This is a genomic window from Sorangium sp. So ce321, assembly GCF_051530195.1.
Lineage (GTDB): Bacteria > Myxococcota_A > Polyangia > Polyangiales > Polyangiaceae > Sorangium.
In genome coordinates, this window is sequence record NZ_CP150329.1 from 10,505,133 (window position 1) to 10,525,406 (window position 20,274).

General features: G+C 74.0%; 14 protein-coding genes. 8 read left to right on the plus strand and 6 right to left on the minus strand.

Annotated elements, in window-relative coordinates; genetic code table 11:
* Positions 1-49: 49 nt before the first annotated feature.
* From WME89_RS38850 to WME89_RS38870, 5 genes are all read right to left on the minus strand, one after another.
* The gene (locus tag WME89_RS38850) at positions 50-2,656 is read right to left on the minus strand and encodes a tetratricopeptide repeat protein (RefSeq protein WP_438004640.1); all 2,607 of its coding nucleotides are present in this window, start codon (positions 2,654-2,656) and stop codon (positions 50-52) included.
* Between the two features lie 142 nt (positions 2,657-2,798).
* Entirely contained in the window at positions 2,799-3,404 is a 606-nt protein-coding gene (locus WME89_RS38855) for an MlaC/ttg2D family ABC transporter substrate-binding protein (RefSeq protein ID WP_437619797.1), read from the minus strand.
* Between the two features lie 359 nt (positions 3,405-3,763).
* The gene (locus WME89_RS38860; protein WP_438004641.1) at positions 3,764-5,254 is read right to left on the minus strand and encodes a sensor histidine kinase; all 1,491 of its coding nucleotides are present in this window, start codon (positions 5,252-5,254) and stop codon (positions 3,764-3,766) included.
* Positions 5,251-6,468, minus strand: a complete 1,218-nt coding sequence (locus WME89_RS38865) for a type II secretion system F family protein (RefSeq protein ID WP_438004642.1) — start codon at positions 6,466-6,468, stop codon at positions 5,251-5,253. The genes WME89_RS38860 and WME89_RS38865 overlap by 4 nt, the downstream gene beginning before the upstream one ends.
* Before the next feature lie 482 nt (positions 6,469-6,950).
* Positions 6,951-7,823 (minus strand): protein-L-isoaspartate O-methyltransferase family protein, encoded by an 873-nt coding sequence (locus tag WME89_RS38870; protein ID WP_438004643.1) that lies wholly within the window; start codon positions 7,821-7,823, stop codon positions 6,951-6,953.
* A 130-nt stretch (positions 7,824-7,953) separates the two neighbouring features.
* Between WME89_RS38870 and WME89_RS38875 the strand changes: the two genes are divergently transcribed.
* The 3 genes from WME89_RS38875 to WME89_RS38885 all read left to right on the plus strand — a co-directional run bounded on the left by WME89_RS38875 (position 7,954) and on the right by WME89_RS38885 (position 11,718).
* Positions 7,954-9,096 carry a serine hydrolase domain-containing protein gene (locus tag WME89_RS38875; RefSeq protein ID WP_438004644.1) on the plus strand — a complete coding sequence of 381 codons (1,143 nt, stop codon included), beginning with the start codon at positions 7,954-7,956 and terminating at the stop codon, positions 9,094-9,096.
* 66 nt (positions 9,097-9,162) lie between these two features.
* Complete coding sequence (locus tag WME89_RS38880; protein WP_438004645.1) at positions 9,163-11,187, plus strand: ABC1 kinase family protein; 2,025 nt, start codon at positions 9,163-9,165, stop codon at positions 11,185-11,187.
* Between the two features lie 9 nt (positions 11,188-11,196).
* Entirely contained in the window at positions 11,197-11,718 is a 522-nt protein-coding gene (locus WME89_RS38885) for a hypothetical protein (protein WP_438004646.1), read from the plus strand.
* A 73-nt stretch (positions 11,719-11,791) separates the two neighbouring features.
* Here the strand turns inward: WME89_RS38885 and WME89_RS38890 are convergent, their stop codons facing one another.
* Complete coding sequence (locus tag WME89_RS38890; RefSeq protein ID WP_438004647.1) at positions 11,792-14,395, minus strand: protein kinase domain-containing protein; 2,604 nt, start codon at positions 14,393-14,395, stop codon at positions 11,792-11,794.
* A 159-nt stretch (positions 14,396-14,554) separates the two neighbouring features.
* Here WME89_RS38890 and WME89_RS38895 point away from each other — a divergent pair, with 159 nt between their 5' ends.
* The 5 genes from WME89_RS38895 to WME89_RS38915 all read left to right on the plus strand — a co-directional run bounded on the left by WME89_RS38895 (position 14,555) and on the right by WME89_RS38915 (position 20,273).
* Complete coding sequence (locus tag WME89_RS38895; protein WP_437303977.1) at positions 14,555-15,250, plus strand: AIM24 family protein; 696 nt, start codon at positions 14,555-14,557, stop codon at positions 15,248-15,250.
* A 31-nt stretch (positions 15,251-15,281) separates the two neighbouring features.
* On the plus strand, positions 15,282-15,950 hold the full coding sequence (locus WME89_RS38900; protein ID WP_438004648.1) for a TIGR00266 family protein: 669 nt from the start codon (positions 15,282-15,284) through the stop codon (positions 15,948-15,950).
* A gap of 15 nt (positions 15,951-15,965) precedes the next feature.
* Positions 15,966-16,652, plus strand: a complete 687-nt coding sequence (locus WME89_RS38905) for a TIGR00266 family protein (protein WP_438004649.1) — start codon at positions 15,966-15,968, stop codon at positions 16,650-16,652.
* A gap of 470 nt (positions 16,653-17,122) precedes the next feature.
* Entirely contained in the window at positions 17,123-18,628 is a 1,506-nt protein-coding gene (locus tag WME89_RS38910; RefSeq protein WP_438004650.1) for an FHA domain-containing protein, read from the plus strand.
* Between the two features lie 52 nt (positions 18,629-18,680).
* Positions 18,681-20,273 (plus strand): GDSL-type esterase/lipase family protein, encoded by a 1,593-nt coding sequence (locus tag WME89_RS38915; protein ID WP_438004651.1) that lies wholly within the window; start codon positions 18,681-18,683, stop codon positions 20,271-20,273.
* Position 20,274: the final 1 nt, after the last annotated feature.

Here is a 20,274-nt window from a genome sequence, read left to right on the forward strand (position 1 = left end):
AGGAGATCCGGCTATCACGGGCGCCGAGCGCGGGCCAAGCGGGCGACGCTCAGGTGAGATCTGCGTGGAGCAGCATCTCGTAGAGCTCCGCCTCGGCCTCGCGCCCCTCGCTCCGCGCCCTCGCGGCGAGCCGCAAGAGCACCTCGCGGCGCCGCGGCGCGAGCTCCTGCCGGACGGCCTCGTCCCCTTCGTCGATGCGCGCCGAGAGCAGGGCGAGGAGGTCGAGATCGCGGCCGAGCCGGGCGAGCACCTCGGCGAGCGCCGCCGCGACGCCCTCGTCGGTGGGATCGGCGCGGAGCCGATCGGCGAGCCGCTCGGCCAGGATCTCGTCCTCGAGGCCGAGGCCGTAGGCGAACGGCCCCTGCCCCTCGGCCAGCGTGACGCTGTTCGGAACGTGCGCGCCGAGCTCGGTGGACGTGTCCGCGTTGTCGAGCGTGGACATCTCCTCGATCAACCGAGGGTCGACCGGCGCACGGGCGGCCGGCGCGGCGACAGCGGGAGGCGCGCCGGCGGGCGCGGTCCGCGCGGCGGCCGGCGCGGCGACAGCGGGAGGCGCGGCGGCGGGCGCGGTCGGCGCGGCGGCGATCACCACCGGCCCGGGCGGGATCGTGCGCCGGCGCGGCGCGGGGACGTGCACCTCGATCCGCTGCTCGGTCGCGCGGGGCTTCGGGGGCGGGCTCGGCGCGGCGACCGCGGAAGGCACGGCTGCAGGCGCGGCCACGGGCGCGATCTCGGCCGAGAGGCGGCGGAAGGCGGCGAGGATGCCCGGATCGCGCGGCCGGAAGCGCAGGGCGAGGCCGAGGTGGCGCTGCGCGGCGAGGAGATCGCCCCGGGAGCGCTCCTCGATCTCGGCTGCCTCGGCGAGCATGGCCGCGAGCGCGGCGGGGCCGTCGCCGAGCGGCGCTCCCTTCGCGCGGGCGGACCCCGCGTCGTCGGCGCGGCCCTGGAGCGCGAGCTCCACCGCGTCGCGCAGCCGCCCGAGCGCTACCGACGCGCCCCCGAGGTCGCCGAGCGCGGCGCACCAGCGGCCCTCGAGCAGGCGCGCCTCGAGCGCCTCCGGCACGCCGGGCGGGATGGCCCGCACGCGCGCGACAGCCGCCGGGAGATCCCCGGCGATCTCCGCGAGGCCGCGGCCGAGCTCCAGGTCGAGCGCGCAGGCGGACGCCCCGCTGCGCGCGGCGAGCGCGCGCGCTCGGGCGAGGAGGTCGAGCGCGCGCCTCCCCTCCCCGGCCGCCCGCAGCGAGCGCGCGAGGCCCGCGACGACATCGGGGCTCTCCGGCGCGTAGCGGAGGGCCCGCTCGAAGAGCGCGCGCGCGTCGGCCGCGTAGCCCCGCGCGAGGTAGGCCTCCGCGGCCCGGCGAAAGACGGCGTGGCGCGCGTCGGCGCCGCGCGCGGAGGCCTCGAGGTGCTCGGCGTCGGCGAGCGCGCCGCGCACGTCCGCGACGTCGAGCCGCGCCTCGAGCCGCGCCCAGCGCAGCGACTCGAGCCCGGGCGCGCGCGCGACGCCGAGGTTCAGCGCGTCGAGGCGCACGTCGGTCGCGTCCGCGAGCCGCGCCGCGCGGAGCCACGCGAGCCCGGCGAGCGGGCCGTAGGGCTCGGCGTGCGCGGCGCGGGCGAGCGCCGAGAAGGCGCCGTCGCGATCGCCGACCGCCTCGAGGAGCGCGCCGCCGAGGAGGCCGGCGTCCACGGCGGGCATCGCGTCGACGACGGTCGAGAGCGCCCCCTCGGCGCGATCGCCGATGACGAGGTCGATCCAGGCGAGGCGCGCGGAGATCTCGGGGTGACGCGGGGCGCGCTCCAGCGCGGCGAGGTAGGCGTAGCGCGCCTCGTCGAGCCCGCCCGCGAGCGCGAGCTCGTCGGCGACGCCCGCGAGCTCGGCCGTCTCGAGCGCCCGGAGCGCGCGGTCGCTCAGCGCGGGAGGCGCTCCGCCGAGCGCGCCCTCGGCGCGGAAGCGGCCCGCCTCGGCGGACACCGCCGCCCACTGCACCCCCGCCACCGCGGGCGCCCTCGCGCCCGCCGCGGGGAGGAGCAGGCGGACGATCCGCTCGACCGCGGCGTCCAGCACGACCGCGCCCTCGACGACGCGCCCGTGCGCGCCCGCGATCATCGAGAGCGCCCGCAGCGCGAGCGCGTGCGGCGGGGTCTCGAGGCCGACGCCACGGGCGCGCTCCGGCATCAGCCTGAGCGCGCGCTCCCCGGGCGCGATGGCGACCTCGAACGCGAGCGCCGTCTCGCCGGACCGCAGCGCGACGAGGGCGCCGTCCTCGGCCGGCGCGACGAGGAGCTGCGGCGTGCCCTCCCCGAAGAAGCCACGCAGCCGCGGCGCGGCCCAGCCGGCGAGATCGGTCCCCTGCGCCTCGACGGCGAGCCGGGCGAGCTGGCCGCGCCGGTGCCGGAAGCGCGCGACGCCGCCGGAGAGGTCGACGGGGAACCGGATCCCGGCGAGCCGCACGACGAGCTCGGTCACGCGGAGCGGGCCGAGCGCGAACGGCTCGCCGAGCTCGATCGCGAGCGCCCCCTTGCTGACGGCGAGCCGGAGGACAGGACGGTCGTCGGGCGGACGCGGGGCGGCACCGCCGCCGGGCGCGAGCGCGCGGAGCGACGGCGGAAGGCCCAGCGCGCGCGCCGACCGGCCGCGCCTCTGTCCAGCAGCCATACTCGCCAAGGGTATCAACCCTGCGGCAATTCAGGCGAGTTCGCGGCGATCAGACGTGAATCAGACGTGAATCAGACGTGAAGATGGGCGGGAGAACGGCGCTGAACGTGCGCCGAGGAGGCGAGCTTCGCCGGTGGGCTGGTCAGACGTCGCCCTTGGCGAGCTTGTCCTTCATCTTCTGGATGAGCACCGGGAACCCATCCTTCTTGATGATCTTCGTGAACTGCGCGCGGTAGCTCCCCACCAGGCTGACGCCCTCGGTGACGATGTCCCGCACGAGCCAGGTGCCCCCCTTCTCGGAGAGCTTGAAGGCGATCTCGACCGGCTCCTCGCGCGCGTTCTTCCTGGAGACGGCCTTGGTCTTGACCGTCATCACGCCGCCGCTCTCGGTCTCGCCGGTGTACTCGATGTTGAAGTCGAGCGTCTTCTTCAGGTTGCGCTCGTAGGCCTTGCGCACGAGCTGCTTGAGCAGATCGCTGAACTGCTTCTTCTCGGCGTCGGTCCGGGCGGCCCACTCGCTGCCGAGCGAGCTCTCCGCCAGCGCCGAGTAGTCGAGCATCTCGTCGAAGACCGCGCCGACCTTCTTCTGGCTCTCGCCCCCGCCCTTCTTCAGGAGGTCGAACAGGACCGTCTGCTTGGCCTTGACGACGTCCGTCGCCGGCCCGGCGTTCGCGAGGCCCACCTGGCCGAGCGTGAGCGCGAGCAGCGAGAACGTCGCCGCGAAGAGGTGGTTCATCCTGCGTGTCACGTGTGGTTCTCCTTCTCTACGTGCGAGCCGCGAGCGAGCCGCTGGTCGCTTGTACTGCTCGCCCTGTCACTACGCATCCAGGCAAACGGCCTGCCAGGTCGGACGGGAGCCGCTGCGGCTCGATGACGTCCTGTCCCTGCTCTCCACGAACACCGCGAAAAGAGTCAGCAATCCGCCGGCGCGGGTCCGCCTCGAGGGGCAGACGGCGGCCGTCGCGGGCTATTCATGCGCGGAAGCGGGCTCCGCCGCAATCTGCCGCGGCGCGCGCGGCACGCCTGTCGACAGGCGCGAGGGGCGTGAACGGAGCGCCACGCGGCCGGTGTGGCGCGCGCCGAACACGGCAGCGGGCGCCTCTCTGCTCAGCCCGCGGCGCGCGAGCGCGGGAGGTGCTCGGAGAGCGGCGCGGCCGCCGCGGCGCCCGCGAGGCGCTCCGCCTCGCCCGCCGCGACCGGCGGGTCGGGGATCTTCACCCGGAACGCGGTGCCTTCGCCCTCGCGGCTGTCCACCTCGATGCCGAAGCCGTGGTCGTCGAGGATCCGCTTCACCACGGCGAGGCCGATGCCCATGCCGTGCGTGCGCGTCGTGAAGAACGCGTCGAAGAGACGGTCGCGGGCGCCCGCGGGGATGCCGCGCCCCCTGTCGCGGATCTCGAGGAGCCAGGCGCCCGCGTCGCGCCAGAGGCGCACGGTCACGGACGCGCCCGGCGAGCTCGCCTGGATCGCGTTCCGCACGAGGTTCCAGACGACCTGGCGCATCTGCGCGGCGTCGGCGGTCACGGGCGCGGACGCCGGGCCCTCGAAGCGGACCTCGACGTCGCCGCCGCGGCCCGAGCGCCCCGCGAGCACGACGACGTCGCGGGCCGTCGCCGCGAGGTCCACGGCCTCGAGCGCCGGCACCCGCGGGCGCGACAGGTCGAGCATGTCGCCCACGAGGTCGTTCAGGCGCGCCGTCTCGCGCTCGATGATCTCGCAGAGCTTCCGGTCCTCGTCCGAGAGCGTCCCGCCCGTGCGCAAGAGCTCGATGGAGCCCGCGATCGAGCCGAGCGGGTTGCGGATCTCGTGGGCCAGCCCCGCGGCGAGGCGGCCGAGCGCGGCGAGCCGCTCCGCCTGCTCCGCGCGCGCCGTGGCCTGCACGAGCCGGCCGCCGGTCGCGCGCAGCCGCTCCGCCAGGTAGCTCGCGAGCAGCGTGACCACCATGATCGCGAGCAGGTTGACGAACATCGGGTACCGGAGCTCGCCCCACTGCGTCACGTACGCACCGGAAGGCTGGTCCGGCGGCACGCCGACGAGGTGCAGCCCGAGCGCGGCGCACAGGAGCAGGTACGCGGAAGCGCCCGACGCCCCCGCGACGATCGCGCCCGGGAGCCCGAGCAGGATCGCCCCCGTGAGGCAGGTGAGGCCGTAGAGCGACGTGGCGCCGCTCGTGGCGCCGCCGGTGATGTACACGAGCGCGGTCCAGGTGATCTGGTCGGTCACGAGCTGCGCCCGGGCGATCGCGCGGAGGGCCCGGTTCATGCGCAGGAACACCGCGTAGATCCCGGAGACGCCGTACGCCGCGGCGACCGTCACGAGCGCGACGATGCTGGAGAAGCTCCCGGGGGTGAAGCCGCCGAGGTACACCGCCGCGGTCACGACGAGGAAGACCGTGAGCACCGCGAGGCGCAGCGCGATGAGCCAGGTGAGCCGGCTCGCGAGCGGCGCCTCGGCGCCCCCGGGAGCGCCGGGCGGGAGAGGCGTCGCGACCGGCGAGGCCGGGGGCGACCCCGCCCCCGCGCGGTCCACGTCGGCGCGGTTCTGCGGCGCGCCGGCCTCGCCGCCCGGGCTCGCCGGGGGGGCCGCGGGCGAGATCACTCCGCCTTGACCTTGCCGGCGAGATCGAAGATCGGCAGGTACATCGAGATGAGCACGACGCCGACCATGCCGCCGACGACGACCATGAGCAGCGGCTCGAGCAGCGACGTCAGCGCGGAGACGGCGACGTCGACCTCCTCCTCGTAGAAGTCGGCGATCTTGTTCAGCATCGTGTCGAGCGCGCCGGTCTGCTCGCCGACCGCGACCATCTGCACGACCATGCCGGGGAAGACCTGCATCTCGCCCAGCGGCTCGGCCATGTTCTTCCCCTCGGAGATCTTCTGGCGCGAGTACATGAGCCCCTCCTCCACGACGACGTTGCCGGCCGTCTTCGCGACGATGTCGAGCGCGTCGAGGATGGGGACGCCGGAGCCGAGCAGCGTGCCGAGCGTGCGCGAGAAGCGCGCGACGGCGATCTTCTGCATGACCGGGCCGATGATCGGCAGCTTGAGCAGGACGCGGTGCACCAGCCGCTTGCCGGACGGCGAACGGTAGAAGTAGACCCCGCCGACGACGCCCGCCACCGTCAGCACGATGATGAGCGGGAGGTAGGTCACGAACGCCTTCGACGCCGCGATGACGATCTTCGTGAGCTGCGGGAGCGCGTCCTTCGCCCCGAACTCCGCGAACATCGTCTCGAACGACGGGATGACGAACGACATCAGCACGATCATGACGACGATCATGATGATGATGACGGCGATCGGATACGCGAGCGCGCCGCGCACCTGGCGCGCGAGCTTCACGCGCTTCTCGATGTAGATCGCGAGCCGGTTCAGGATGCTGTCGAGGATGCCGCCCACCTCGCCGGCCTGGACGAGGTTCACGAACAGGTCGTCGAAGATCTTCGGGTGGCGCCGGAGCGCGTCGCTGAACGTGGCGCCCTGCTCGACCGTGTTCTTGATGTCGCGCAGCGCCGCCTGGAAGATCTTGTTCGGCTCCTGGTTCGACAGGATCTCGAGGCACTGCACCAGCGGGAGGCCCGCGTCGATCATCGTCGCGAACTGACGGATGAACTTGACGAGGTCCTTGGCCTCGACCCCGGAGCCGAAGCTCAGGCTGAAGCTGAACTGGGCGCCCTTCTTCTTGACCCGGGTCGGGTTGAGCTGCTGGGCGCGGAGCCGGTTCTGCACCGCCGCCTCGTTCTCGGCCTCCATGGTGCCCTTCCGGATCTCTCCGGTGCGGCCGCGCGCCTCCCAAACGAACTCCGCCATAGTGCTCCCGGTCTTCTCCCTGGTCACGACGGGCCGAGCCGACGCGCCGGGGCGGCCCCGCCTCGGGGAAGCCCAGGATAAAGTTGCGGGAGGGCCAGGGTCAAAGACGGTGGGTCGTTCTCCGATCCAGCGGGGGCAGTGGTGCAACGTGGGAGGAGGCGGAACGCGGGATGAGCGCGATCCGAACAGCACGCGCCGGCGGGGGTCTCCGCGCGGCGGGGGCGGGCGGGCGCTCGGCCATCCGCCAAGACGGGGACCGAAGAGCTTGCGCCGAAAACACCGCCCGGCATGTCTCCCTTCGGGCCATGCCACCTGAAACGTTTCGTCGCGCGCCACACAAGGCGCGCCTGAGACGTGACGCCCCCTTACACCGGATGGCACCTCGGTCGGTGCTCGCCGCGCCCACCCGCCCCCACCGCGCGGAGACCCCCGCCGGCGCTCACCTGGAACCGCCGGGGGAGACTTCGCTGGATCCCGAGACGCTAGCCGCGACCGCGCTCCGCGACGTAACGCACCGCCCCGTGCACCTCGCGGAGGAGCGCGCCCTGCCGGCGCTCGACACGCATGAGCTCCTGGTGCCCCTCCCACGGGCCGACCGGCGCGACCAGGACGCTCCCGTCGGCGAGCTGGTCCTCGAGCGCGGCAGGCGGCGCGGTCAGCGCGTACGTCACCGCGACCTTCCAGGGCCGCTCCGAGGGCAGCGTGCGACCGACCGCGAGCACGTGCTCCGCGAGCGAGCGCCCGTCGCCGCACAGCAGCGTGACGCTCGCGGCCTCGTGGGATGGGCCGGCGCCGCTGCACACGAGCGCCTCGTCGCCCCGGGGATCCGGCCGCGCGCCGAGCAGCCGCGCCGCGCGCACGTGCAGGGCAGGGTCGATCTCGATCGAGGTGACGTGGCCGGTCGGGCCGAGGATGCGCCGCGCGAGCGCCGCGCCGTAGCCAGTGCCCGTGCCGAGCTCGAGGAGGCGATCGCCAGGAGAGAGGCCGAGCAGGCCGTACGTGAGCAGGTACGCGTGCGGCGCGCTCACGGTCGCGTGCCCGGCACGGTCGAGCGGCAGCGGCGTGTCGTCCGCAGAGGCCGCGAGGTCCTCCGGCAAGACGAAGCGCTCGCGCGGGACGAGCAGGATGGAGTCGAGGTAGTGCGCCGGGAACTCGAAGCGGCGCGCGAGCTCGGCCACGAGCGGCGCGCGCGCGACGCGCCCGGCCTCGGCGAGATCGACGTCGTGCGCGATGATCGCGTCGAGCTGCTCAGGGACCGGCGCCCAGCGATCAGGCCGGCGATCGTCGTACCTCACCGCAAGCGCGGCGAGCGACGCAACGGCGGCGCGTGGTTCGGTGCTCGTGGGGGAAGGCACGGCGAGATCCTGAAGCAGGACCGCCCGCGCCGCTCGATCTTTCGGGGATCGTTCCGCGTTTCTGCAGGCCCCATCCGGCCGCCCCCCGAGGCCGTTTGACAGGGGCGCACCGGCCTTTTCATCTTCGGGCATGACCCTCGTCGATCTCACGCCAGTCGCGGAGCTCGTGATCGCAGAGCACCGCGCCGCGCCCTGCGCATGCGTCGCCGCAGCCGTGCGTACCCGACATAACGTCCAGTACGGATTCGGGGCCGCGGGGCGCCTGTGGCTCGAGGACAGCCCGCCGGCGGGCGCGCGCGGCGCGGCGCCGACCGAAGCGACGGCCGAGGCGATCTTCGATCTCGCGTCGGTGACGAAGCCGTTCACCGCGCTCGCGCTCGCCCGGCTCGCCCGCGCCGGCGCGCTGAGGCTCGACGAGCCGCTCGCGCAGGTGCTGCCCGAGCTCGCGGGGACGCGCTCGGCACGCGCGCCGCTCGAGCTGCTCGCCGCGCACCGCGCCGGGCTCGAGGCGCACCGCGTGCTCCATCCGGCCGGCGACAGCGCGCCGATCGATCCGCTCGGCGCGCTGCTCGCCTGCGCGGACGGGCGCCGCGAGGCGTGCGCGGGCGAGCCGCCGGACGGCGGGTTCCCGCCCGTCTACAGCGACCTCGGCTACGTGCTCCTCGGCGCGGCGCTCGCGCGGCGCGGCGCGGCCGAGCTCGACGAGATCGTGGCGCGCGAGGTGACAGGCCCCCTCGGGCTCGCTGTCGCGCCGGCCCGCGCGCACCGGCGCCGCGATCCGCGGTTCGACGAGCGCGTCGTCCCCACGGAGGACGTCGGCTTCCGCGGGGGCGTGATCCGCGGCGCGGTGCACGACGACAACGCCTGGACGATCGCGCAGGACGGGATGGCCGGGCACGCGGGCCTCTTCGGGGACGCGATGTCGGTGGCGCGGCTCGGGGTCGCGCTGCTCGAGGCGCTGGCGGACGAGCGCCCGGAGTGGCTCTCGCGCGACGAGCTCTGGCCGCTCGTCGCGCCGCGGCCAGGCGGGTCGCTGCGCGCCGGGTTCGACGGCAAGAGCGGCGAGAAGCCGAGCTCCGGCGCCCGCTTCGGCCCGCGGACCTTCGGCCACCTCGGGTTCACCGGGACGAGCCTCTGGATCGATCCGGACGCGGGGCTCGTCGGCGTGCTGCTGACGAACCGGGTACACCCGACGCGCGCCTCCGACGCGATCCGTCGCGCGCGGCCCGCCGCCTACGACGCGATCGCGGAGGCCATGGCGCAGGCGCGATGAGCGATGGCGCGCCGCATCGAACCCGCGTTTTCGTGGGCCAGCGCCGACCGATGCTAGGCTGCCGCGGTGTCACACGGCGCCGCCCCCGAAGAGCTGGGCTCGTCCTCCGGGCTGCCTCGCTCGCCCGCCGAGCCCACGCGCGCGCCCGGCGAGCTGCGCGCCGGCGCGATCCAGCGCGCGCCGGACGGCGCGGACGGCGCGCCGGGACCGCTCGAGGGCGCCGGCGCCGCCCCGGCCGCAGCGTCGCCGCGGCCGCTCGAGGGCGCCGGCGCCGCCCCGGCCGCAGCGTCGCCGCGGCCGCTCGAGGGCGCTGGCGCCGCCCCGCCGGCCGCAGCGCCGCCTGGTCTCCTCGCGGGCGCCGGTATCCCCCCGCCACCCGCGGTGGTCGGCGCGGCGCGGCCCCCGCAGAGCCCCGCCGGCAAGCCGCCCTCGTTCCGGCAGAACGCCGCGCAGAGCGGCCGCTTCATCCGCGCCTACCTCACGACGTTCACCGTCATCGCGAGCTACCTCTGGTTCTTCTTCCTGCGCCGCCTCTTCGGCGAGACGTGGGCGCAAAGCCGCGTCGACGAGGTCCACGCGAGGAACGCGCGCCGCATCGAGCGCACGATCGTCGAGCTCCAGGGGCTCTTCATCAAGGTCGGCCAGATGCTCAGCATCATGGCGAACTTCCTCCCCGCGACGCTGCGCGCGGGGCTCGAGGGGCTCCAGGACCAGGTGCCGCCGCGCCCCTACGAGGAGATCGAGGCGCGCATCGCCGACGAGCTCGGGCGCCCCATCGAGCAGGTCTTCGCCCGCTTCAACACGGAGCCGCTCGCGAGCGCGTCGCTCGGCCAGGTGCACGAGGCGTGGCTCATGGACGGCACGCACGTGGCCGTGAAGGTGCAGCACCGCGACATCGACGAGATCGTCCGCCTCGACCTGCGCACCATCCGCCGCATCATGGCGATCGTCGCGAAGTTCGTCCCCATCCAGGGGCTCGACGCCTACCACCACCAGATCCGCTCGATGATCCTGGAGGAGCTCGACTTCGTGCGCGAGGCCAGGAACATCACGCGCATCGCCGACAACTTCGCGAAGCAGCCGCAGGTCCGGTTCCCCCGGCCCATCGAGCCCTACTGCACGCGCCGGGTGATGACGACCACGTTCGTCGAGGGGCTCAAGGTGGGCGACATCGCGGCGCTCGACGCGCACGGCGTCGACCGCAAGGCGCTCGCCCGGCATATCGTGCAGGTCTTCTGCCAGCAGATCTTCGTCGACGGCATCTACCACGCGGATCCGCACCCGGGGAACATGCTGGTCGGGCCGGGCGGGGAGCTCATCCTGCTCGACTTCGGCGCGGTCGCCGAGCTCTCCCACGAGATGCGCGAGGGCATCCCCGAGTTCCTCGAGGCCGTGATCCGCCGCGACACCGAGGGGATCATCAAGGCGCTGCGCAAGATGCGCTTCCTGTCGCGGCGCGACACCGTCGACATCAGCGAGCGGGTCGTCGAGTTCTTCCACCAGCGCTTCCAGGACGAGGTGAAGCTCGAGTCCTTCAACCTGAAGGACATCAAGCTCGATCCGCAGAAGGGCATCGAGAGCCTGATCGACCTCAGGCGCATGAACATCGGCCTGAAGGAGCTCTCCGGCGCGTTCCACGTGCCGCGCGACTTCGTGCTCCTCGAGCGCACCCTGCTCCTGCTCACCGGGGTGTGCACGCAGCTCGATCCGGACCTCAACCCGATGGATGTCGTGCGCCCCTACCTGCAGGACTTCGTCCTCGGCAGCCGCGACTGGGCCCAGATCGCGCTCGAGGCCGCGAAGGACATGGGGATCAAGGCGCTGACGATCCCGGACGACCTGCGCAAGTACCTCACGCGCGCCAACCGCGGCGAGGCCGAGGTGAAGGTCCGGGGCCTCGCCCAGGCCGCGTCGCTCGTCTACACCGGGGTGCGCCAGCTCATCTACGCGGCGCTCGCGATCGCCGCGGGCTTCGCGGGGCTACAGCTCTACCTGGCTGGCCACGCGGCGCTCGCGCGCTATTGCCTCTACGGCGCCGCGGCGGCCGGGGCGCTGCTCGCCGGGAGCCTCTTGTTCACGAACCGAGGGTGACGACACGCCATGAGCTCGATCGATCTGTCGAAGTACGAGGCCGACGTCGCGGCCGCCGAGGCCGAGGTAGCGCGGATCAGGGAGGAGAACGCGAGGCTCGCCGAGACGTACCGCGACGATCCGACGAAGGACACGCACGAGGTGCTCCGCCGCGGCGCCGCGTCGCTCGCCGCCGCGCGCGACCGCTGCGACGCGGCGCGCGTGGCGCTGAAGCTCGCGCAGAAGAGCGGCTCGCCGCACGGGCTGCTCGCGCAGGGCGGGGTCGTCGCGGGCTCGGTGGCCGTCGCGATCCCCCCCGGCACCCCGAGCGGCGCGCGGGCCCGGATCGTCGAGGAGGCGCTCTCGGCCGAGCTCACGGAGGCGGCGCGCGAGCTCGGCGTCGTGCTCGCCGCCCCGGTGGAGCGCTACACGCGGGAGCGCCCGGGGCGCGACGCGGAGGGGCGCACCATCCTGGACGTGTCCGGGCACGTGGAGGGCGACGTGCTGATGCCCGCCGTGACCCGGGGGGCCAAGAACGCGCGCAGGGGCTGAGCGCGCGGGTAGACCCGAGGCGGCGGCGCCGCGCGCGAGGCGCGTGGACGATGCGCGGCAGGGCGCGCGGCGCTCAGGCCTTGAGCGCCGCGAGGATCGCCCCGGCGCGCTCCTCGACGCGCGCGCGGAGCGGGGCGAAGCGCGCGTCGGCCCGGGCGCGATCGAGCACCGCGCAGCGCTGCATCCAGAGGGCGTCGAAGAGCCCCGCCTCCACCGCGCCGGCGAGCGCGGGGAAGAGCGCGTCGTCGTCGCCGATGTGGGCGAGGATCTCGGCGTACATCTGGAGGAAGAGCGGGCGCAGGCGGCTGCCCGGCTCGGAGCTGTCCGCCTTCGCGCGCAGGAACGCCCGCTGCTCGTCCGACAGCCGCGACGTCGCGAGCACGTCGCGGTAGATGCGCGCGTACTGGATCGGGATGGTCTCCGTCGCGAGCGGCAGGTCGTCGATGGGGAACGCCTTGTTGCGCCACAGCCCGAAGCGCGCGCGCATGATCGCCTTGTGGAAGCGGCTCGACGGGTCGTCGGCCGGCAGGTCGAGCAGCGCGCCGGCCCCCGTCCAGTCGCCGAGCAGGGCGCGGCCGCGCGCGAGCTCCCAGCGCGGGAACAGCTCGCTCGGATCGAGCGCCAGCGCCGTCTCGAGCCGGAAGACGGCCTCGTCGATGAGCCCCGCCTCGAGGAGGATGCGGCCGAGCAGCTCGTGCGCCTTGGCCAGGCTCGGCGCGCACTGGAGCGCCCTGCGGAGCGCGGGGACCGCGGCGACCGGGTCGCACGCGCTGAACCGGACCGTCGCGAGGGCCACCCACGGCTCGCCGAGCGAGGGGGCCAGCGCGATCGCCCGCTCGGCCGCCTGCTGCGCCTTCGCGAGCTGCGCCCTGCCGTCGCCCCGCGCGGCCATCAGCCGCGCCGACGCGATCGCGTACCCGGAGAGGATGTTCGGGTCGTTCGGGGAGAACGACAGCGCCTCCTCGAAGAGCGTCACCGCGGGCGCGGCGTCGCCGTACCAGAGGTGCCGCAGCTGGTGGCGCGCGCGAAGGTAGAGGTCGATCGCGCGCGGGTCGCTCGGCGCCTCGCGGTCGCGGCTGGCGACGTCGACGGTGAGCGCCTCGGCGATGGCGGCCGCCGCGTCGTCGCTCACCGTGAGCAGCGCCTCGGGCGAGCTGTCGAAGCGCTTCGCCCAGAGCTGGAACCCGTCCTCGACGCTGATGACGCGCACGGTCACGCGCAAGCCGCCGGGCGGGAGGCGCGACCCCGGCCGCGAGTACGGCGCGTGCAGCTGCGAGCGCGGCGCGGGGGGCTGCGAGCGCGGCCCGTCCTGGCTGTAGCCGCCGCCGCCGGTGCGGCGGATCGAGCCCTCGACGACGACCTGCACGCCGAGCTCGCGGCCGACGTCCCGGGGGTCGCGGCCGTCGAGCCGCACCCGGGACACGGCGGCGCGCGGCCGGACCTTGAGGCCGGCGGTCATCGACAGGGTGTCGGTGAGGTCCTCGGTGAAGCCGTCGGCGAGGTACTCGTCGTCCGGCGCGCCGACGTTGCGGAACGGGAGCACGGCGACCGTCTTCAGCGCGGGCGAGGTCGCGGACGACGGCGTGGGCACCGGCGTGGGCGCCGCCAGCGTGGGCGACATGAGCCGCTGCTGCGGCGCGGTGATCGCCTCGGGCGCCGCGGCGACCCGGGTCGGGTTCTGCTCGATCGGCTGCGGCGCCGTCGGCGCGGAGTTGGCGGCGGACGCGGCGATGGCCGAGAAGAGGGACTGCGCCGGCTGCGGGGCGATCGACACGCGCGAGCGCGCGAGGAGGAGCGCGCGGTGGGCCTCGGCCGCGCTCGCGTAGCGCTCCTCGCGCCGCATCGCCATGCACTTCAGGACGACGTCCGCGACCGCGAGCGGCACGTCCGGGCGGACGGTGCGCGGGTCGGGCGGCGGCGACTTCAACCTGGACATGGCGGCCGCGATCGCGCCGGCGCCCGGCCACGCGCGCCGGTGCGTCAGGCACTCGAAGAGGATCATGCCGAGCGCGTAGATGTCGGTGCGCGCGTCAATGTCGGGCTCGCCCGTCAGCTGCTCCGGCGACATGTACGCGGGCGAGCCGAGCACGAAGCCCGCCGACTCGCCGGCGCTCGACCCGGACGCGGTGCGGGCGATGCCGAAGTCGGTGATGACGACCCGCCCGCCCCGGTCGAGGAGCACGTTCTCGGGCTTGAGGTCGCGGTGTACGATGCCCGCCGCGTGCGCGGCGCTGAGCCCGTCGCACAGCGCGCAGCCGATGCCGATGACCTGCTGCGCCGGCATCGGGCCGGTCCGCGCGAGGACGTTGTGCAGCGACTCGCCCTCGACGCACTCCATCGTGAGGAACTTCTCGCCGTCGTGGTCGCCGAAGTCGAACGTCCGCGCCACGTTCCTGTGCGTCACGCGGCGCGCGAGCTTCACCTCCTGCCGGAAGCGCTCGATCATCCCGACGGATTCAGCGAGATCACGCCGGAGCATCTTGAGGGCGACCACCTCGTCGAGCTCCACGTCGCGGACGCGGTACACGCTGCCCATGCCGCCGGTGCCGAGCAGGCCGAGGATCTCGTAGCGCCCCGCGATGCGCTGCGGCGCCGCGACGAAGCCGGACCCCTGGCTCTCGCTGCGAGGCTCCGCGCGGGGCGTCGGCTCGGAGGCCGTGAATCGCCTGTCGCTCACGCGCTCAGTCTACTCACGCCCAAGGGTAGAAGTCAGCGCGAGCGAGCCGCTGGACAGAAAACCTGGGACTCACCGAGTCCAGCTCACCTCGACACACCTTATTCCTGCTTCCGCTCCCGGCGCCGGTCCGTTATATGTACGTGCCCCGCCGGTGGACGAATGCAGCATCGCACCAAGCATGAGCCGTCGTCCTCGCTGCTGGAGGTCAGCCTCGACCCGGGCGAGGCGCTGCTCGCCGAGGCAGGCGCGATGGTGGCGCGCTCGCCGAGCCTGCGGACCGAGGTCCGGCTGAACGCGGGGCGCGGGGCCGGGTTCCTCGGGCGGCTCAAGGCGCTCGTCGTCGCGCTGCTCCGGAAGTTCGCGGGCGGCGAGACGTTCTTCGTGAACCACATCTCCGCGCCGGAGGGCGGGTGGGTGTGGCTCGCCCCGCCGCTCAGCGGCCGGGTCAAGCACGTCGCCCTTCAGGGAGAGACGATGCTCTTCAGCACGGGCTCGTACCTCGCGAGCGCGGGCGACATCGACGTCAAGGTGCGCTGGGGTGGGCTACGCGCCGTCCTCGCGCGAGAGGGCATCTTCTTCATCGAGGCCTCCGGCGTCGGCGATCTCTGGATCACGAGCTACGGCGCGATCGAGGAGATTCCGTGCGACGGGTCGCTCGTCGTGGACAGCGGGCACCTCGTCGGGTTCGACGCGTCTCTCGCGCTCAAGATCAGGAGCCCTGGAGGCGGGCTCATGGGCCTCGTGGTCTCCGGCGAAGGCGTCGTGTGCGAGTTCACCGGCCGCGGGCGCGTGCTGATCCAGTCGCGCAGCGCCGGCGCGCTCGTGGGCTGGCTCGCGCCGCTGCTCCCGCCCTGAGCGAGCGAAGAAGAAGACAGACAGGCGTCCGATGCAGGTGAATCTCCTCTACCGTCCCTCGCAGGCCCTCGCGCGGTGCTGGCTCGCCCCCGGCGAGCGCGTGATCGCCGAGAGCGGCGCGCTCGTGGGCATGTCGACGAACGTGCGCGTGGAGACGCAGTCGGGCGGCATCATGTCGGGCCTGAAGCGGATGCTCGCCGGAGAGTCGTTCTACCGGAACGCCTTTGCGGCGGAGGGCGGGCCCGGAGAGGTGCTGTTCGCGACACCGCTCCCCGGGGACATGGCCGTGCTCGAGGTGGGCGACAAGCAATGGTGCGTCCAGAGCAGCGCCTATGTCGCCTCCAGCCCCGAGGTCGAGGTGAAGACGCGCTCGGGCGGCCTGCGCGGCTTCTTCTCGGGAGCGGGGCTCTTCGCCCTGGAGACGGGGGGGCAGGGGCAGATGATCATCGGCGCCTTCGGCGCGCTCGAGGAGCTCCCGGTGAAAGGCCACGTCATCATCGACACGGGCCACCTCGCAGCGTGGGAGTCGACGCTCTCGTGCCGGATCGGCAAGAACACGTCGACGTGGCTCGGCACGTGGCTCTCGGGCGAGGGCCTCGTCTGCCACGTCGAGGGCAGCGGCAGCCTGTGGGTGCAGTCGCGCAACGCCGGGCGGTACGGCGCGGCGATCGGCGCGCGGCTCGCGCCGCGGCAACCTTGATGAGCGGGGGACGGCGTGCGCGACGAGATCCGAGATAACCCCGAGTTCGGCGTGCTCCACGTGACGTTCGAGCACGCCGGCGAGCAGATCATCGCCGAGAGCGGCGCGATGGTCGCGCGCGACGCGGCCATCGACATGAAGACCAGCCTGCAGGGCGGGCTCGCCAGCGCGCTCAAGCGCAGGCTGACGGCCGGAGAGAGCCTCTTCCAGAACACCTTCACGGCCACGGCGCCCATGCAGTCGATGCGGCTCGCCCCCGCCCCCGAGGGGTCGATCGAGCGCATCATCCTGCGCTCGGGGATGGAGGTCTTCCTCCAGTCGGGCGCCTATCTCGCGTCCACGCCCGGCATCACGCTCGACACGAAGTGGCAGGGGGCGAGGGGCTTCTTCGCCGGCGGCCTGTCGCTGCTGCGCGCGTATGGCGAGGGCCTGATCTGGTTCTCGAGCTACGGCGGTATCCACACGATCGACGTCGGCCGCGAGCACCAGGGATATATCTGCGACAACACACACCTGCTCGCGTTCACCGAGGGCCTGCGCTATCAGGTGCGCAAGCTGGCCGGGCTGAAGGGCCTGTTCCTTTCGGGCGAGGGGCTCGTCTGCGAGTTCCAGGGGCACGGCAGGCTCTGGCTGCAGACCCGCAACCCGGGGTCGCTCTCGGCGTTCCTCCACCCGTTCCGGCCCGTGGGCGGGAGCCATTGACATGCGCCGAGAGACCCGCGGTCAGGGGCGGAATGCTCGGGTGCGGGTGTTCCGCCGCGGCTGCGCGCGGGCTCGCCGCGCCTCGCGTCGCCCGGCCGGCCAGCTGCGGGCGGCGCGCCTCGTCCAGCCGGCCGGCTGCTGCGGGCTGCGCGCCTCGCCCGGCGCCCGGGCGGCGCGCCTCGTCCCGCCTGCCGAGGGCGCGGCGCGCGGGACGAGGCGCGTCCAGCCGCCGGCTCGAGCAGCCTGGCCCGCCCGGTGCTTGCGCCGCGCGACCGCGCGCCCTGCGGCGGCGACCGCGCGGTCCCGGCCGCCCGGCAGAGGCTGGTGCGCCGTCGTTGCCTTCCCGGAGGCGGACTCGCTAAAGTAGTCGGGCCTCGCTGAGGAGGCTCGCACGGCGAGCGGTGGGTGCCACGGACCCACAGGGGGCTCGCGGGGCGAGCCCGGCTCCGCCTGAATGCCCCGAACCCGCTATGTGGAAGCTGACGATCGAGGATGACGAGGGGAAACAGACGGGGCTTCCCCTCGCCCATGAGGAGTATGCGCTCGGACGCGGAGAGTCGAACTCGATCCGGCTGACCGATCGCAACGTCTCGCGCCGTCACGCGACGCTGGCCAAGAACGGCCAGGGCTGGGTCATCCGGGATCTCGAGAGCTACAACGGCACGTACGTCAACGGCTCGCGCGTCACCGGCGAGCAGCACCTGCGCCACGGCGACCTCGTGCAGCTCGGCGACTACCGCATCGAGATCGTCGATGAGGCGCTCTCGTCCGCCGTGACGAGCCCGACGCCGCCGCCTGGCAGCCGCAGCACGGCGCACCTGCCGCTCCACACCCGCCCCAACCGGCTCGTCATGGTCGTCGGCCCGACCCCGGGCGCGGAGTTCCCGCTCGACGGCGAGCGCTTCACGGTCGGGCGCTCCGAGGACGCGACGATCTCGATCAACCACAGCTCCGTGAGCCGCCTGCACGCGGAGCTCATCAGCCTCGGCAACGGCCGCTACGAGGTCGTCGACAAGCAGAGCGCCAACGGCGTGCGCATCAACGGCGTCGAGCTCAAGCGAGGCCTGCTCGAGGCCGGCGACGCGCTCGAGCTCGGCGACGTGCGGCTCCGCTTCGTCGCCGCAGGCAAGATCTTTCGCGCCGGACCGGATGGCACGCCGGGCGTGGCGCCGGCGCCGGGGTCCTACGCGAGCGTGGCCCCTGCCGTGCAGTCGTCCAGCGGGATGGGCGGGGCGAGCAAGGCGATGGGGATCCTCCTCGCCGTCGCCGTGATCCTGGCGATCGCCGTGGTCGCGCTCACCCGCGCCCGCTCGAACGTGCCGGCGCTCCAGCCGGACGCGCGGCCCGCCGCGCCGGAGCTGGGCGGCAACGACGTGCAGATCCTCGACGGGGCGCAGGAGCGCCTCCAGGCGGGGGACATCGACGCCGCGCACCGCCGGCTGCAGGAGGTCGGCGAGACGGCGCCGATCCGCGAGACGCAGCGCTTCAAGGACGTCGAGAAGCAGATCGAGGAGCGCTGGGCGGAGGGGATGTTCCAGCGGGTGGAGCGGGCCGAGTCGAAGACCGAGAAGCTCGCGCTGCTCAACGAGATCGCCAAGACGACGAGCGTCCCGGCGACGCTCCGCGAGAAGGTGGCCGAGCTGCGGCGGCAGGTCGACCCCGAGGCGCCGCCCGAGCCGGAGCACACGGCGCAGGGCGGCACGACGTCGTTCTGGCCCCCGCCGCCCGCGGCGACGCCCTCGGCGTCGGCCTCGGCGCCGAAGGCCTCGGACTCGGGCACGACGCAGGCGAGCTCGCAGCTCGACTCGAGCTCGTACCCGGCGCAGCGCAAGGCGCTCGAGCCCAAGGTGTGGGGCGGGCGCGCGTCGGCCAGCGAGATCAAGCTGCTGCGCGCGATCTGCATCCACCAGGGCGACGCGAGCTGCCGCGACAAGGCGAGCGCGGCCCTGGACAAGCTGGAGAAGCGCACCCCGTAACGGAGCGGCCTGAAGCCGCCGCAGCGCGCCCCTCCCCTCTCCGCCCGCGTCGATGACCTCCTCCCGCAGCACCAGCGCCCCCGAGCCGCGCACCAGCGCACCCGAGCCGCCCGCTCACGAGCCGCCCGCTCACGAGGCGCCCGCGCCCGGCGAGCGCGCTCTTCCTCCGGAGGGCCGCGGCGCTGACGCGGCGCCGGCGAGCTCGCCGCCGCGGAACGGGCTCACCTCGTCCGCGGCCCGGGCGATGGCGACGCTCGCGCTGCTCGTGCTCGTGCCCTACGCGCACCCGAGCCTGTGGCGGCTGCGGCTTCTCTCGCCGCTGCCCGAGGGCAAGGGGCTCGTCGTGGTCCCGGCGCCGGCGCCCTCGGCGTCGGTCGGCGAGACGGCGCTCGTCATGGAGACCACCGACCAGGCCGAGCTGCGCCAGCCCGAGGAGGTCGCGCTGCCGGCCGCGGCCGCCGAGCTCATGCCGGCCGCTGTCGCTTCCGAGGGCAAGCCGCCGCGCTCGATCGAGGACCCGAGCGGCAAGGCGATGACGCCGTTCTTCCGCGCGCTCGCCGCGGTGGAGCGCAAGGCGCCGGGGTCGATCGCGCGCGTCACCTACTTCGGCGATTCCATCGTGGCGAGCGACTTCGTGACGGCGACGCTGCGGCGCAAGCTGCAGAAGCGGTTCGGCGACGCGGGCCACGGGTTCATGCTGATGGCGAACGCCTGGCCGGGATATTTCCACAACGATGTGGTCCGCTTCGCCGGCCCCGGCTGGCAGGTGAGCCGCGTCGTGGGTCCGTTCGCCAAGGACGGGCTCTACGGGCTCGGCGGCGTGTCGTTCCGGTCGCAGGGCGCGGGGGTGTTCTCGCGCTTCGGCACCGCGGAGAGCGGGAGCTACGGGCGCGCTGTCTCGCGGTTCGCCGTCGACTACCTGAAGCACCCCGAGGGCGGGCGGATGGAGGTCAAGATCGACGGCGAGACCCGCGAGATGATCGACACGCGGGCCGACGCGGCCGCCTCGGCGATCGCGACCTACGAGGTCGCCGACGGGCCGCACGCGCTCGAGGTGCGCGCGCACGGCCCGGGGGTGCGCGCGTTCGGCGTGTGGATGGAGCGGGACACGCCGGGGGTGGTGCTCGACGCGATCGGCATCCAGGGCTGCCGCATCCGCTTCCTCGACAAGAGCGACGACGCGCACTTCGCCGAGCAGCTGCGCGCGCGGAGCCCGTCGCTCACGGTGTTCCACTACGGCATGAACGAGAGCGAGGACGGCGAGCTGTTCCCGCTCGACCAGGTCGAGTCGACGATGAAGGCGGTGCTCGACCAGGTGCGGGCGGCGCTGCCCGAGTCGTCGTGCCTGCTCGTGGGCCCGATGGACCGCGCCGACAAGAAGGGCGAGGTCTACCGCAGCCGCCCGGTGATCCCGAAGCTCGCGGCGATCCAGCGCCGGGTGGCCGGGCAGGTCGGCTGCGGCTACTTCGACACGTTCGGCGCGATGGGCGGCTCCGGCTCGATGGGGATCTGGGTGCAGCGCGGGCTCGGGGGCGCGGATCTCGCGCACCCGTCGGGCGCGGGGGCCGAGGTCATCGGCCGCTGGCTGTACCTGGCCCTGATGGAAGCCTACGAGGGCTGGAAGGCGAGCGCGGCCCAGCCCTGAC

What these genes read in the sequence shown, in the direction of transcription:
- WME89_RS38875 (WP_438004644.1), top strand. Translation starts at nt 7,954, where the DNA reads ATGACCCTCGTCGATCTCACGCCAGTCGCGGAGCTCGTGATCGCAGAG.
- WME89_RS38850 (WP_438004640.1), bottom strand. Translation starts at nt 2,656, where the DNA reads ATGGCTGCTGGACAGAGGCGCGGCCGGTCGGCGCGCGCGCTGGGCCTT.
- WME89_RS38915 (WP_438004651.1), top strand. Translation starts at nt 18,681, where the DNA reads ATGACCTCCTCCCGCAGCACCAGCGCCCCCGAGCCGCGCACCAGCGCA.
- WME89_RS38885 (WP_438004646.1), top strand. Translation starts at nt 11,197, where the DNA reads ATGAGCTCGATCGATCTGTCGAAGTACGAGGCCGACGTCGCGGCCGCC.
- WME89_RS38900 (WP_438004648.1), top strand. Translation starts at nt 15,282, where the DNA reads ATGCAGGTGAATCTCCTCTACCGTCCCTCGCAGGCCCTCGCGCGGTGC.
- WME89_RS38865 (WP_438004642.1), bottom strand. Translation starts at nt 6,468, where the DNA reads ATGGCGGAGTTCGTTTGGGAGGCGCGCGGCCGCACCGGAGAGATCCGG.
- WME89_RS38895 (WP_437303977.1), top strand. Translation starts at nt 14,555, where the DNA reads ATGCAGCATCGCACCAAGCATGAGCCGTCGTCCTCGCTGCTGGAGGTC.
- WME89_RS38910 (WP_438004650.1), top strand. Translation starts at nt 17,123, where the DNA reads ATGTGGAAGCTGACGATCGAGGATGACGAGGGGAAACAGACGGGGCTT.